Source organism: Aeromonas lusitana (assembly GCF_002812985.1).
GTDB lineage: Bacteria > Pseudomonadota > Gammaproteobacteria > Enterobacterales > Aeromonadaceae > Aeromonas > Aeromonas lusitana.
In genome coordinates this window covers 114204-127631 of the sequence record NZ_PGCP01000013.1, presented here as the reverse complement: position 1 = coordinate 127631, position 13428 = coordinate 114204, and the positions used below count along the sequence as shown (strand labels likewise).

Here is a 13428-nt window from a genome sequence, read left to right as displayed (position 1 = left end):
GGAATTAATCAGCATTGTAAATGCTTGGTTAAACAACAAAAAAACCGGCCACATGGGCCGGTTTTTCAATCGTGTATCAGACTCAGGCGGCGTGTACCGCCGGGGCCGGTTGAGACAGTCCCTCCAGCTCACCCGGGGCGAAGTTATCCACCTGGATCGCCTCGTAGCGCAGGGCATCGGCGGCCAGCAGCTTGTCCGCCTCATCCTGGCTCAGGATGGACTGGGACAGGGCGGCGGCGACCAGCTCGGGCAGGGCCATCTTGCGTGGCAGCTTGCCCTCTTTCTGGGCCTGCACCAGCTTCTTCTCGATGGGCTGGACGGCGACCATGGCCTGGAAGGCACGCTCCATCAGACCGACCGGATCCGCATCATCCTTGCCCACGTAGCAGAGGGCGGTCAGACGGTCGCGGAACTCGCCCGGCTTCATCATGGCCAGACAGATGGCGTGGCAGCGATCGTCTGCCGGCATCTTGTAACCGACGCCGAACGGGAACACCACTCGCTTGAGCACGGCACCGACCACCTTGTTCGGGAAGTTCTGGAAGAAGCCCTCGAACGCCTTGCCGATGAGATAAAGGTTGCGTTCCACCGCGTACTGCACGAACGGCAGATCGGAAACCATGCGGCCCTGATCCTCGTAGTGCTTGAGGGTGGCGGAGGCCAGATAGAGGTGGCTCAGCACGTCGCCCAGACGGGCGGAGATCATCTCCTTGCGCTTGAGATCCCCACCCAGCATCAGCATGGAGACGTCGGCGCACAGCGCCAGCCCCTTGCTCATGCGAGACAGCTGCTTGTAATAGCGTGCGGTTTCACCGCCCACCGGGGAGCCGTTGAACTGGCCCAGGGTCAGCCCCTGGAACAGGGCGCCGAAGAAGTTGCCGGTACCAAACGCGATGTGCTTCATCAGCAGGGTGTCGAACTTCTCGAGGCCACGCTCCACGTCGGTGTCGGCGGCGGCTTCCAGCTCGGCGAACACATAAGGATGGCAACGGGTGGCGCCCTGGCCGAAGATCATCAGGTTGCGGGTCAGTATGTTGGCCCCTTCCACCGTGATGGCCACCGGAATGCCCATGTAGGCGTAGCCGGTGTAGTTCTTCGGACCGAGCTGGATGGCACGACCGGCGTGGATGTCCATGGAGTCATCCATGATCTGGCGCGCCATCTCGGTCATGTGGTACTTGGAGATCGCGGTGACGATGGCCGGTGCCTGCCCCAAGTCCAGGGAGCCTGCGGTCATGCGACGAGCCCCTTCCAGCTGATAGGTCAGGCCGCCGATGCGAGCCAGCGCCTCTTGCACCCCTTCGAACTTGCCGATGGACATGCCGAACTGTTTGCGCACATAGGAGTAGGCACCCACGGTGCGACTCGCCATGTGACCGCAGGCGGTACCCAGGGCCGGCAGAGAGATGCCGCGACCGGCGGAGAGGCATTCCACCAGCATGCGCCAGCCGCGACCCGCGTATTCAGGGCCACCGATGATCCAGTCGAGCGGAATGAACACATCCTTGCCGAAGGTTGGGCCGTTCAGGAACGCCAGCCCCATGGGGTAGTGGCGATCGCCGACCCGCACACCCGGGTGGTTGGTCGGGATCAGGGCACAGGTGATGCCGATCTCTTCCTTGTCCCCCAGCAGTTTGTCCGGGTCATACATCTTGAACGCCAGCCCCAGCACGGTGGCGCGCGGCGCCAGGGTGATGTAGCGCTTGTTCCAGTTCAGGCGAAGACCGAGGACTTCCTCCCCCTTGTACATGCCCTTGCAGACGATCCCCTTGTCCGGGATGGCGCCGGCATCGGAACCCGCTTCCGGGCCGGTCAGGGCGAAGCAGGGAACTTCCTTGCCGTTGGCCAGACCCGGCAGCCAGAAGTCCTTCTGGGCCTGGGTACCGTAGTGCATCAGCAGCTCACCCGGGCCAAGCGAGTTCGGCACCATGACGGTGACCGCCACGCTCAGGCTCTTGGTGGCGATGCGGGTGACGATAGTGGAGTTGGCAATCGCCGAGAACTCACGACCACCGTAGGATTTCGGGATGATCAGCGCGAAGAAGCCTTCCTTCTTCAGGTAGTCCCACACGGGCTCCGGCAGATCCTTGGTCTCGTTGACGATCTTGAAGTCGTCCACCATGGCGAGCAGGGTTTCGACCTGATTGTCGATGAAGGCCTGCTCCTCGGCGGTCAGGGTCGCCTTGCCGTAACCATGCAGTTTTTTCCAGTCGGGGTTGCCGCGGAACAACTCGCCATCCCACCAGACGGAGCCGGCCTCCATGGCCTCCCGCTCGGTGGCCGACAGCGGCGGCAGTATCTTCTTGAAGATGCCGAACACGGGGCGGGTCACCACCTTTTTACGGATGGAGGGTACGCCGAGCACCACGGCTATCGCCAGCACCAGCAGGACAAGCAATGTGATCATACGAAAGTTCCTTTTATTTCACTGTTTCCGTTGATTATTGTTAGGTGTTACACGGCCAGGGAGAGCCTGGTCGACTCCACGGGCGCCCCGACACCGGACGCCAGATAAGGAATAACGTTGCGTACCAGCCCTTCCACATCCAGCTGCTGGCCAAAGTCGGCCTGGGCGATGTCGCGCAGGGCATCGGCGGAGGCCATGGTGAACACGACTGTGCCCAGAGTGAAGTGCAGACGCCAGAACAGGTCCGCCGGCGACAGGGCCGGATTGGCCTTGGAGATAGCCTGGGTGATCCCGTGCAGGGTCGCGCCATAATGGGTGGTGATGAAACGGCGCAGGTGACCCTGGCTGTCGATATAGCCGCGTCCCAGCAGCTGCATGAAGATGGCAGGCCCGTTGGTGCGCACCGCCACCAGCTTCATCAGGGGATCGACGAAGCTTTCAAACACCTGCAGCAGGGTCAGCTGATCTTGCGCCATCAGGGTCTGCAGGCGCGCATCCAGCTCCGGCATGAAGAGGCTCAGGTAGCGATCGAGCACCGCCTGGATCAGCTCCTTCTTGGAGCCGAAGTGGTAATTGACCGAGGCCAGGTTGACATCGGCCTCGCTGGTGATCAGACGCAAAGAGGTATCGGCAAACCCCCGCTCGGCGAACAACACCTCGGCGGCATCGAGAATACGGTTTTTGGTATCGATTTTACTCACTGGACACCTCACTTAAACGAATGTTTAAAAAGTACGTTTCACGCCCAGACATGTCAAGAGAATGTGAACAGGTGTTGGCGAAATGTTTTTAATCAAAAAAGAGGGAACAAGGCGGGAACTTAGCCGGGAAACGGAACTCTATATCTATGCCACTGCAATTAAACATTAAGTCTCGCCCAACTAACACCTTGTTAGTTGGGCATTTTTTATCTGTTCGAAGAGGACTACAGGGGCATTTGGCCAAAAAAAACCGTCGCAGGGGCGACGGTGGGGAAATCGGGTCGAATCATCCAGTTACGACCCCTCGATGAGAGTTCAGGCTTGCATCGATGGGCTCATCCTCGCAGGCAAAGATGGCCAGACTTTGTCAGTTCCGCCGGAATTTGTGACAAAGTATGGCAAGCCACCACATGGCCCGCCCCCGCCAATCTTGCTATCCTGTCGCCTCATGCCAGAGGGGAGAGAAGATGAAGTATACGGTCGATACCCACACCCACACAGTCGCCAGTACCCACGCCTACAGCACCATTCATGATTATCTGCCCATCGCCAAGGCCAAGGGCATCAAGCTGTTCGCCACCACGGATCACGGGCCCGACATGGCCGATGCCCCCCACTTCTGGCACTTCGTCAATCTGCATGTACTGCCAAGGGTGGTGGACGGGGTCGGCATACTGAGAGGCATCGAGGCCAACATCAAGAACCTCGCAGGTGAAATCGACTTCCCCGAGCGCTACGAGTCGCGGCTCGACATGATCATGGCGGGCTTCCACGAGCCGGTGTTCCCCCCCTGTGACCAGGCCACCCACACCCAGGCCATGATCAACGCCATCAAGAGCGGCCGGGTCGACATGATAAGCCACCCCGGCAACCCCGCCTTCCCCATCGACATCCAGGCCGTGGTCAAGGCCGCCGCCGAATACCGGGTGGCGCTGGAGGTCAACAACTCCTCCTTCAGCCACTCCCGCCCCGGCAGCGAAGGCAACTGCCGCGCCATTGTCGAGGCGGCGCGCGATCTGGGCGCCTATCTCACCTTCGGCTCCGACTCCCATGTCGCCTTCAGCCTGGGGGATTTCCAGCACTGCCAGCGCTTGGTTGACGAGGCCGGCTTCCCCGAGGAGCGGATCCTGGCCCGCTCCCCCCGCGCCCTGCTCGAGTTTCTCGAGAGCCGTGGCCGGGCCCATATCCCCGAGTTTGTCGATCTTTAAGCAGTAGCCGTAACTCCATGAGCCAATTCATAAAAATGCTTCAGGCTCATTGACTTGCCCCGTTATTTTCGGGAATCTAACGACACGCCGGTGTAGCTCAGTTGGTAGAGCAGCGCATTCGTAATGCGAAGGTCGCAGGTTCGACTCCTGTTTCCGGCACCAGTCAAAACAAAGGGTTAGTCTCATTACGAGGCTAACCCTTTGTGCTTTTTGTCATTTGGGCCCCGCCAGGGGGCCGGATTCACAACGCGAGCGCCCAACTCCCTCATCCTTCATATGCCTGCTATGAGCGGCTCTTCCATGCACTCCCTGACACGCTGGAATATATGAGGTCAGGGAATGAGCCCCACAGGTGAATCCTCCTGCATAAGAGCACGTGGCCGGGATATTCTCATACAGGACGTGCCTTACTGCACCGCATAGATCTGGTCGAACACGCCACCTTCCTTGAAGTGAGTGCTCTGAATAACCGGCCACTCGCCGAAGGTCTTCACCACGTTGAAGAAGGTGACTTGCGGGAAGCGGTCAGAGAATTCGGCGAGGATCGTCGGGTTGCGCGGGCGCAGGTAGTTGTTGGCGGCAATGCGCTGGCCTTCGTCAGACCACAGGTACTTAAGATAGGCTTCGGCCTCTTTACGAGTGCCCTGCTTGTCGACGACCTTGTCGACCACGGCCACCGGCAGCTCGGCCACGGCGGTGACGCTGGGGTAGATCACCTCGAAGTTGCCACGGCCAAACTCGCGGGCGATCATCTCGGCTTCGTTTTCGAAGGTGATCAGCACGTCGCCTATCCGGTTCTGGATGAAGGTGGTGGTGGCGGCGCGGCCACCTGTGTCGAGCACGGGGGCTTGCTTGAACAGCTTACCGACGAACTCCTTGGCAGCCTTCTCATCGCCCCCCTTCTCCAGTACATAGCCCCAGGCCGACAGATAGGTGTAGCGGCCATTACCCGAGGTCTTGGGGTTCGGCACTATGACCTTCACCCCCTCTTTGAGCAGATCAGGCCAATCCTTCAGCCCCTTGGGGTTGCCCTTGCGCACGATGAATACTGTGGCCGAGGTGAAGGGGGCGCTGTTGTCCGGCAGCAGGGTCGCCCAATCCTTCGGCACCAGGCCGCCATGTTCGGCGAGGGCGTTGATATCGGTGGCCATGTTCATGGTGATAACGTCAGCGGGCAGGCCGTCGATGACTGCGCGCGCCTGCTTGCTCGAGCCGCCGTGGGACATATTGATCTGCAGCGGCTGGCCGCCTTCTGCCTGCCAGTGTTTCTGGAACACTGGGTTGTAGTCCTTGTAGAAGTCACGCATCACGTCGTAGGAGGCGTTGAGCAGGGTGGCAGCCTGAACCAGCGGGGTGAGGGCCAGTCCTGCGGCGAGCAGGGTGGCGGGTAGCAGTCGTTTCATTGCACGTCCTTGGAATGAGAGTCGAGTGACCAACTATAAGAGCCCCCCATTTATTCTTTGAAAGAATAATTAGTTCGCAGCTTATGCGATTTGTGGCATGACTCTGGCCAGGTTCGGTGGACGAGATGGATGGCGGCAGTGATTTGGCCATCGGTTTTCGCAGGGAGATGAAGACAGGAAGAGGCTGACGCATATCATAGATAGCACTTGTGCTGGCTGATCCTTATATTCGCCGAGCAAACCTCTATTGGGTCAATATGGGTTGGTGTTATCGCATATAAAAACAGGGCGAACCCAGTGGTTCGCCCTGTGACTGTCATGGCGCAGTGTTTGCGAGAGCGTTAGCCCTGCCCCTCCGGGGTCGCTGCCGCCGGCGTTTCTGCCTGCCAGCCGCCGCCGACCGCCTTGTAGAGGGCAACCTGGTTGCTGAGCTGGGCCAAGCGGGTGCTGATGAGCCCCTGCCTGGCGCTGAACAGGGAGCGCTGGGCATCGAGGCGAGTCAGATAGCTGTCCACCCCTTGCTCGTAGCGGAACTCCGCCAGCCTGAAGTAGGTCTGGTTCGCTTCCACCAGATCCTGCTGGGCCTGCAGCTGCTGCTGATAATCCGCCTGAGCCCCCAGGGTATCGGCAACCTCCTTGAAGGCGGTCTGGATGCTCTTCTCGTAGCTCGCCACCGCCTGCTTGGCGCCCACTTCCGCCACATCCAGATCGGCAATGCGCTTGCCACCGTCGAAGATGGGCAGATTGATCTGGGGCATGAAGGTCCAGGTGCCGGTGCCGCCGTCAAACAAGCCACTCAGCTGGTTGCTGGCGGTGCCCGCCGTCGCGGTCAGCGAGATGGTCGGGAAGAAGGCGGCGCGGGCCGCTCCTATATTGGCGTTGGCCCCCTTCAGGCTGTGCTCCGCCGCCAGTATGTCCGGGCGTTGTTGCAGCAGACTGGAAGGCGCGCCCACCGGGATGGCGGCCAGTTGCACCTCCTCCAGGGTCTTGGGCTGACCTTCCAGCACGGGCACTTCTGTGCCGAGCAGCAGGGCCAAGCCGTTTCTGTCCTGTTTCACCTGACGCTGGTATTGCGCCTGGCTGACCCGGGCGTTCTCAAGCGCGGTGCGTCCCTGTGCCAGCTCCATCTCGGAGGCGGCCCCCAGCCGGTATTTGTGCTGGGTCAGGGCATAGCTCTCCTGCTCGGTGGCCAGGGTCGCCTGGCTCAGCGCCAGCAACTCCTGATCCGCCAGCAGGGTGAAGTAGGCGTTCGCCACCGAGGCCACCAAGGCTATCTGGGTGCTGCGCTGGGTCTCAATTTGTGCCAGATAGCTTTCCAGCGCCTGATCTTTCAGGCTCTGGATCCGGCCAAACAGGTCCAGCTCATAGGCGGTGATGCCGATGTTGGCGCCGTACTGGCTGCTGATGCGGCCCTGCCCCGTGGCGCTGAGATCGTCAGATCCCTGCTGGCGGGTGCCGCTACCATCGGCGGCCAAGGTCGGCAATTGCGCCGCCCGCTGGATCCGGTATCTGGCCTCATAGGCCTCGACGTTCAGGGCCGCGAGGCGCAGGTCCCGGTTGTTGTCGAGCGCCGTGCCGATCAGCTTTTGCAGGGCCGGATCCAGGAACTGCTGGCGCCAGGGGGCAAGTTCCCCCTTGGCGGCCAGGTTGTCTTGCCAGGAGGCGCCTTGCGGCAACTCGGGGCGCTGGTAATCGGGGGCCATGGAGCAGGCCCCCAGCAGCAGGGTCACGCTCAGAGCGATCAATGTCTTAGTCATGTTTGATCTCCTTGGCGTGGGCGATGCGCTCCTCGGCGCTGTGGTGCTCGGTGAAGTAACGCATCACCAGCACGAAGAACAGCGGCACGAAGAAGATGGCCAGCACGGTGGCGGTGATCATGCCCCCCATCACGCCGGTACCTATGGCGTTACGGCTGCTGGCGCCGGCGCCGGTACTGATCACCAGCGGCAGTACGCCGAGGATGAAGGCGAGCGAGGTCATCAGGATCGGACGCAGACGCTGGCGTGAGGCCTCGACCACGGCTTCCCCGAGTTTCATCCCCTTGTCGTGTAGCTCCTTGGCGAACTCCACGATCAGGATGGCGTTCTTGGCCGACAACCCGATCGTGGTGAGCAGGCCCACCTGGAAGTAGACGTCGTTCTCGAGACCGCGCATGGTCGCCGCCAGGATGGCGCCCAATACCCCGAGCGGCACCACCAGCATGACCGAGAACGGAATGCTCCAGCTCTCATAGAGCGCCGCCAGACAGAGGAAGACCACCAGCAGGGAGATAGCGTACAGGGCCGGCGCCTGAGAGCCTGCCTGCCGCTCCTGGAAGGAGAGACCGGTCCACTCGATGCCGATACCTTCCGGCAACTGGGCCACCATCTTCTCGATGGCCGCCATGGCGTCACCTGTACTCTTGCCAGGCGCCGCTTCACCGACGATCTCCATGGCGGAGACACCGTTGTAACGTTCCAGACGAGGTGAGCCAAAGCTCCATTCTGTGCTGGCGAAGGCGGAGAAGGGCACCATCTGGCCCGCGCTGTTACGCACGTACCACAGCTTGAGGTCTTCCGGGTTCATCCGGAACGGTGCATCCGCCTGCAGGTAGACCTTCTTGACCCGGCCTCTGTCGACGAAGTCGTTCACATAGGAGGAGCCCCAGGCCGCCGACAAGGTGTTGTTGATGTCGGTGATGGAGAGGCCCTGGGCCAGCGCCTTCTGGTAATCGATCTTGATGTCGAGCTGGGGCGTGTCTTCCATCCCGTTCGGGCGTACCCGCACCAGGTTGGGATCCTGCGCCGCCATGCCGAGCAGCTGATTACGGGCCGCCATCAACTTCTCGTGCCCCAGACCACCGCGATCTTGCAGGAAGAAGTCAAAACCGGTGGCCGTACCCAGCTCGGGGATGGGAGGCAGGTTGAAGGCGAAGACCTGGGCTTCCTTGATGCTGAACAGGTAACCCATGGCGCGGCCTATGATGGCATTGGCGCTGCGCTCCTCGCCCTGACGTTCACTCCAGTCCTTCAACTTGATGAAGGCCATGCCGCTGTTCTGACCGCTACCGGCGAAGCTGAAGCCCGCCACCGTCAGCACGGAATCCACGTTGTCCTTCTCGGTCTCGAGGAAGTAGTCACGCATCTCGGCGAGCACCACCTCGGTACGCTCCTTGGTGGCGCCGACCGGCAGCTGCACCATGGACATGATGACCCCCTGATCCTCTTCCGGCAGGAAGGAGGTGGGCAGGCGCATGAAGAGCACCGCCAGCACCGCCAGCATGGCCAGATAGATGAGGCTGTAGCGGGTACCCTGCTTGATCACCTTGCGCACGCCGTTCTGGTAACGGTTGGCGTTGGTGTCGAAGAAGCGGTTGAACCAGCCAAAGAAGCCGCGCTGGATACCGTGATCACCTTGCTTGATGGGCTTGAGCAGGGTGGCGCACAGGGCCGGGGTCAGGATCAGGGCCACCAGCACCGAGAGCACCATGGCCGAGACGATAGTCAGGGAGAACTGGCGATAGATGGCACCGGTGGAGCCGCCGAAGAAGGCCATGGGCACGAACACGGCAGACAGCACCAGGGCGATCCCCACCAGGGCGCCGGTGATCTGGGTCATGGACTTGCGGGTCGCTTCCAGCGGGGAGAGTCCCTCCTCGCTCATCAGACGCTCCACGTTCTCCACCACCACGATGGCATCATCCACCAGCAAGCCGATGGCCAGCACCAGACCGAACATGGTCAGGGTATTGATGGAGAAGCCGAACGCCGCCATGACACCGAAGGTACCGAGCAGCACCACGGGCACCGCGATAGTCGGGATCAGGGTCGCCCGGAAGTTCTGCAAGAACAGATACATGACGCAGAACACCAGGAAGATAGCTTCCACCAGGGTCTGCACCACCTCCTCGATGGAGATCTTCACGAACGGAGTGGTGTCGTAGGGGTAGACGATCTTCATGTTGGCCGGGAAGTACTCGGCGAGTTCATCCAGCTTGCCACGCACGTGATCGGCGGTGTCCAGGGCGTTGGCCCCGGTGGCGAGCTTGATGGCGAGCGCCGCTGTGGCCTGACCGTTGTAGAGCGCGGAGGCGTCATAGCTTTCGCCGGCGAGCTCGACCCGGGCCACGTCCTTGAGCAGCACCTTGGAGCCATCCTGGTTCACCCGCAGCAGGATGTTGTTGAACTCCTCCGGGGTGGACAGACGGGTCTGCCCCATAATGGTGGCGGTGAATTGCTGATCGCTCACCGCCGGGGTGCCGCCGAGTTTGCCGAAGGCGACCTGGGCGTTCTGGGCCTTGATGGCGGCCTGGATGTCACCCGGGGTCATCTGTACCCGGTTCAACTTGTTCGGATCCAGCCAGACCCGCATGGAGTACTGGCTGCCGAACAGGGTGATGTCACCCACGCCGTCCAGACGGCTCAGGGGCTCCTTGATGTTACTCACCACGTAGTCGGCGAGGTCATCGTTGGTCATGCTGCCATCGGTGGAGATGAAGGCAGCCACCATCAGGAAGCTGCTGGAGGTCTTCTGAACACGAACCCCCTGCTGCTGTACTTCCTGCGGCAACAGCGACATCGCCTGTTGCAGCTTGTTTTGCACCTGCACCTGGGCGATATCGGGATCCGTGCCCGGGTTGAAGGTGAGGGTCACGTTGACGTTGCCGGAGGAATCAGATTGAGCCGACATGTAGAGCAGGTGATCCAGCCCCGTCATGTTCTGCTCGATGATCTGGGTCACCGAGTCTTCCACGGTTTTCGCGGAGGCGCCCGGGTAGCTGGCGGAGATGCCAACCGCCGGCGGGGCTATGGTCGGGTACTGGGCGACCGGCAAGCCGATGATCGCCATGACCCCGGCCAGCATGATCACCAGGGCGATCACCCAGGCGAAAATGGGTCTATCTATAAAAAATCGTGCCATGAGGCGACTACTCCATCCTACTGCTTGGTGACCTGGGTCTGCTCAATCTGTGCGGTGTCCGTCTTGCTCGCGCGCTCTGCGGGAGCCACCTCGGCACCGGGTTTGACTTTCTGCAGACCGGCGACGATCACTCGCTCACCCGCCTTGAGACCGGACTCCACCACCCAGCTCTCGCCGGACATGCGGCCGAGCTGGACGTCACGCAATTCCACCTTGTTGTCCGCGGTCACCACCATGACGTTGGCACCGCCCTTGGGGGTGCGGGTCACGGCGGTCTGCGGCACCAGCAGGCCTTCGGGGCGCTCGCCCTCCTGCAGGGTGGCGCGCATGAACATGCCGGGCAGCAGCAGATCGTGGGGGTTCGGGACTATCACCCTCAGGGTCACCATGCCGGTGGTCTCGTCCACGGTCACGTCGGAGAACTGCAATGAGCCCTGCTCCCCATAGGTGCTGCCATCTTCCAGCTGGAAGCTGACCTTGGCGCCATCCTTCTGGCCCTGGGTCAGCTGACCGGCGGCCACTTCGCGCTTGAGGCGCAGCAGATCGGCGGTCGACTGGCGCACGTCCACGTACATGGGATCGAGCTGCTGGATGGAAGTAAGGCTGTTGGCCTGCTGGGCGGTCACCAGGGCACCCTCGGTCACCGAGGAGAGGCCGATGCGGCCGCTGATGGGAGCCGTGATGCGGGTATAGGCCAGGTTGATGTTGGCGCTTTGCAGCGCCGCCTTGGCGGCCCCGATCTCGGCGACCTGCTGCTTCCAGCTCGCGTCGGCGTCGTCATATTCCTGACGGCTGATAGCCTTGACCTTCACCAGCTCGGCATAGCGCTGGGCCTTGAGGCGGGCGCTGCGCTCGTTGGCCTCGGCCTTGGCCAGGTTCGCCTTGGCGCTGGCGACGGCAGCCTGATAAACGGCGGGATCGATCTGGTACAACAGCTGACCGGCCTTGACGTCGCTGCCCTCGGTGAACAGGCGCTTGAGGATGATGCCGTTCACCTGGGGACGCACTTCGGCGACCCGGCGAGGGGCGGTACGGCCGGTCAGTTCGGACATGAGTTGCAGTGGTGCGGCATGGAGGGTCACCACGTCCACGGCGGCAGGGGGCATCTCCCCCATGGCCTGCTGGGCCTCTCCTTTATCACCACAACCAGCCAGCAGGCCACTTGCCAGTAAGGCAAGACCCACCGAACGTGCGAGAATATGTTTGTGCATGAAATTTCTGAGCCTCTGTTTCAAACAAAAAAAAGCATCAAAACCACAGGGTTTATAGGGCCCCTGTTGGTAAAACCGCGAAGATGAGGCAATATACATACATTCATAAATGTATGTAAGTAACTTTTTCTCCTTTTAGACAGGTACGGATCCCATGGCCAGACGAACCAAAGAAGAAGCGCAGCAGACCCGCTGCCACATCATGAGCACGGCCCTGAATCTGTTCTGCCAACAGGGGTTGGCCAAGACCAGCCTGACCGACATCGCCAACGCCGCCGAGCTGACCCGGGGTGCCATCTACTGGCACTTCAAGAACAAGGAGGAGCTGTTCATCTCCCTGTGGGAGGAGCTCTGCTCCCCCCTCTCCCACCAGCTCGACGCCTGCGTCGATGAACAGGAGCCGGATCCCCTCGGCAAGCTGCGGGTCTTCCTCAAGGAGGTGATGATCAAGATAAGCCTCGAGCCCGCCCACCAGCAGATGTTTACCATCATGTTCAACCTGGAATCCCTGGAAGGGGAAGCCAGCGCCCTGCGCGAGCACATGCGTGCTCAGTCCCTCAACTTCTTCCGGGATCTGGAGCTCACCCTGGCCAATGCGGTGCGCCTGGGGCAATTGCCGGCGGATCTCGATCTGCACAGAGGCGCGACCCTGATGCACTGCACCCTGGATGGCTACATCATCAACTGGCTGCACTTCCCGGAGCGTATCAACCTGATCCGGGATGCCGACTTCCTGCTGGACACCCTGTTCGCCCTCATCGCCCAGCCCCATGGGCCTGCGGTGCCGCGCCGCTAAGCAGCACAACCAAGAGGCGGGTGCTGACCCGCCCTGCCCTCCAGACCCCTCATAACTGGCACGCCACGGGATCAAGGCCTGACACAGACCCGGATCGGCCCTCAACGCCGCGACAAAATCTGGTAGAATAGCCGCCCCCGAATCGAGGTGATCCCGTGTCCATGTCCGCCCAATCCTTATCCAGTCCGCTCGCCCCCCTGGCCCACGACAGCTTCCTGGCCCTGCTGCCAGAAGGCGCTCATCTGCTGGAAGCGGGGTGCGGTGCGGGGGAAGATCTGCGCTATTTTCGCGAGTTGGGGTTCGTGGTCACCGCTTTTGATGCCAGCCTGAGCCAGGCCAAAGCGGCCTCGCGCCTGTGCGGCCAGCCGGTGCGGGTGTGCCGCTTCGAGCAGATGCACAACGTGCTGCCCTTCGACGGCATCTGGGCCAGCGCCTCCCTGCCCTGCCTCGCCGAGGCCGATCTTGCCCCCGTGCTGACTCACCTCGCCAGCCTGCTCAGGCCCCGGGGGCCGCTCTACTGCTCCTTTCCTCTCCTCGAGGGACAGCAACACCATAAGCAGCCACAAGACGACACGCGCGAGGAGTATCCCCTGCGCACCCGCCTCGATGAGGCGCGCCTCGCCGCGCTCATCGCCCCCCTGCCCCTTGAACTGCAGGCGTGCTGGCACAGCGATGAGGGAGACCAAGGACGCTGGCTGCATGCCCTGCTGATCCGCGATGCCAATCCCGCCGCAATTAATCAATATCGCGGCCGTCGCTCCAAGCAGGGGGCTCGACGCGATTTCGCATTAAGATAACAATAT

The 13428-nt window shown here is 61.6% G+C and carries 9 protein-coding genes and 1 tRNA gene; 4 read left to right on the top strand and 6 right to left on the bottom strand.

From position 1 onward, the window contains the following. Positions 1-82: 82 nt before the first annotated feature. Positions 83-2407: an acyl-CoA dehydrogenase gene (locus CUC44_RS09515; protein WP_100859725.1), complete on the bottom strand. Its 2325-nt coding sequence runs from the start codon at positions 2405-2407 to the stop codon at positions 83-85. 47 nt (positions 2408-2454) lie between these two features. Then, complete coding sequence (psrA, locus tag CUC44_RS09510; RefSeq protein WP_100859724.1) at positions 2455-3108, bottom strand: TetR family transcriptional repressor PsrA; 654 nt, start codon at positions 3106-3108, stop codon at positions 2455-2457. Positions 3109-3575: 467 nt separating this feature from the next. On the opposite strand from psrA, the gene CUC44_RS09505 reads away from it, so the two are divergent. Then, positions 3576-4316 (top strand): phosphatase, encoded by a 741-nt coding sequence (locus tag CUC44_RS09505; RefSeq protein ID WP_100859723.1) that lies wholly within the window; start codon positions 3576-3578, stop codon positions 4314-4316. 86 nt (positions 4317-4402) lie between these two features. After that, positions 4403-4478, top strand: a tRNA-Thr gene (locus CUC44_RS09500). 245 nt (positions 4479-4723) lie between these two features. Here CUC44_RS09500 and CUC44_RS09495 read toward each other — a convergent pair. The 4 genes from CUC44_RS09495 to CUC44_RS09480 all read right to left on the bottom strand — a co-directional run bounded on the left by CUC44_RS09495 (position 4724) and on the right by CUC44_RS09480 (position 11829). Beyond that, on the bottom strand, positions 4724-5719 hold the full coding sequence (locus CUC44_RS09495; protein ID WP_100859722.1) for a sulfate ABC transporter substrate-binding protein: 996 nt from the start codon (positions 5717-5719) through the stop codon (positions 4724-4726). Between the two features lie 341 nt (positions 5720-6060). Then, positions 6061-7476 (bottom strand): efflux transporter outer membrane subunit, encoded by a 1416-nt coding sequence (locus CUC44_RS09490; RefSeq protein WP_100859721.1) that lies wholly within the window; start codon positions 7474-7476, stop codon positions 6061-6063. After that, complete coding sequence (locus CUC44_RS09485) at positions 7469-10618, bottom strand: efflux RND transporter permease subunit (protein WP_100859720.1); 3150 nt, start codon at positions 10616-10618, stop codon at positions 7469-7471. Before CUC44_RS09485 ends, CUC44_RS09490 begins: the two co-directional genes overlap by 8 nt. Positions 10619-10635: 17 nt before the next feature. Next, the gene (locus CUC44_RS09480) at positions 10636-11829 is read right to left on the bottom strand and encodes an efflux RND transporter periplasmic adaptor subunit (RefSeq protein ID WP_100859719.1); all 1194 of its coding nucleotides are present in this window, start codon (positions 11827-11829) and stop codon (positions 10636-10638) included. Between the two features lie 154 nt (positions 11830-11983). Here CUC44_RS09480 and CUC44_RS09475 point away from each other — a divergent pair, with 154 nt between their 5' ends. Then, positions 11984-12625 (top strand): TetR family transcriptional regulator, encoded by a 642-nt coding sequence (locus tag CUC44_RS09475; protein WP_100859718.1) that lies wholly within the window; start codon positions 11984-11986, stop codon positions 12623-12625. A 161-nt stretch (positions 12626-12786) separates the two neighbouring features. Next, complete coding sequence (locus CUC44_RS09470) at positions 12787-13422, top strand: class I SAM-dependent methyltransferase (RefSeq protein ID WP_100859717.1); 636 nt, start codon at positions 12787-12789, stop codon at positions 13420-13422. The last annotated feature ends 6 nt before the right edge of the window (positions 13423-13428 follow it).

What these genes read in the sequence shown, in the direction of transcription:
- CUC44_RS09505 (WP_100859723.1), top strand. Translation starts at nt 3,576, where the DNA reads ATGAAGTATACGGTCGATACCCACACCCACACAGTCGCCAGTACCCAC.
- CUC44_RS09475 (WP_100859718.1), top strand. Translation starts at nt 11,984, where the DNA reads ATGGCCAGACGAACCAAAGAAGAAGCGCAGCAGACCCGCTGCCACATC.
- CUC44_RS09495 (WP_100859722.1), bottom strand. Translation starts at nt 5,719, where the DNA reads ATGAAACGACTGCTACCCGCCACCCTGCTCGCCGCAGGACTGGCCCTC.
- CUC44_RS09480 (WP_100859719.1), bottom strand. Translation starts at nt 11,829, where the DNA reads ATGCACAAACATATTCTCGCACGTTCGGTGGGTCTTGCCTTACTGGCA.
- CUC44_RS09515 (WP_100859725.1), bottom strand. Translation starts at nt 2,407, where the DNA reads ATGATCACATTGCTTGTCCTGCTGGTGCTGGCGATAGCCGTGGTGCTC.
- CUC44_RS09485 (WP_100859720.1), bottom strand. Translation starts at nt 10,618, where the DNA reads ATGGCACGATTTTTTATAGATAGACCCATTTTCGCCTGGGTGATCGCC.
- CUC44_RS09470 (WP_100859717.1), top strand. Translation starts at nt 12,787, where the DNA reads ATGTCCGCCCAATCCTTATCCAGTCCGCTCGCCCCCCTGGCCCACGAC.
- CUC44_RS09490 (WP_100859721.1), bottom strand. Translation starts at nt 7,476, where the DNA reads ATGACTAAGACATTGATCGCTCTGAGCGTGACCCTGCTGCTGGGGGCC.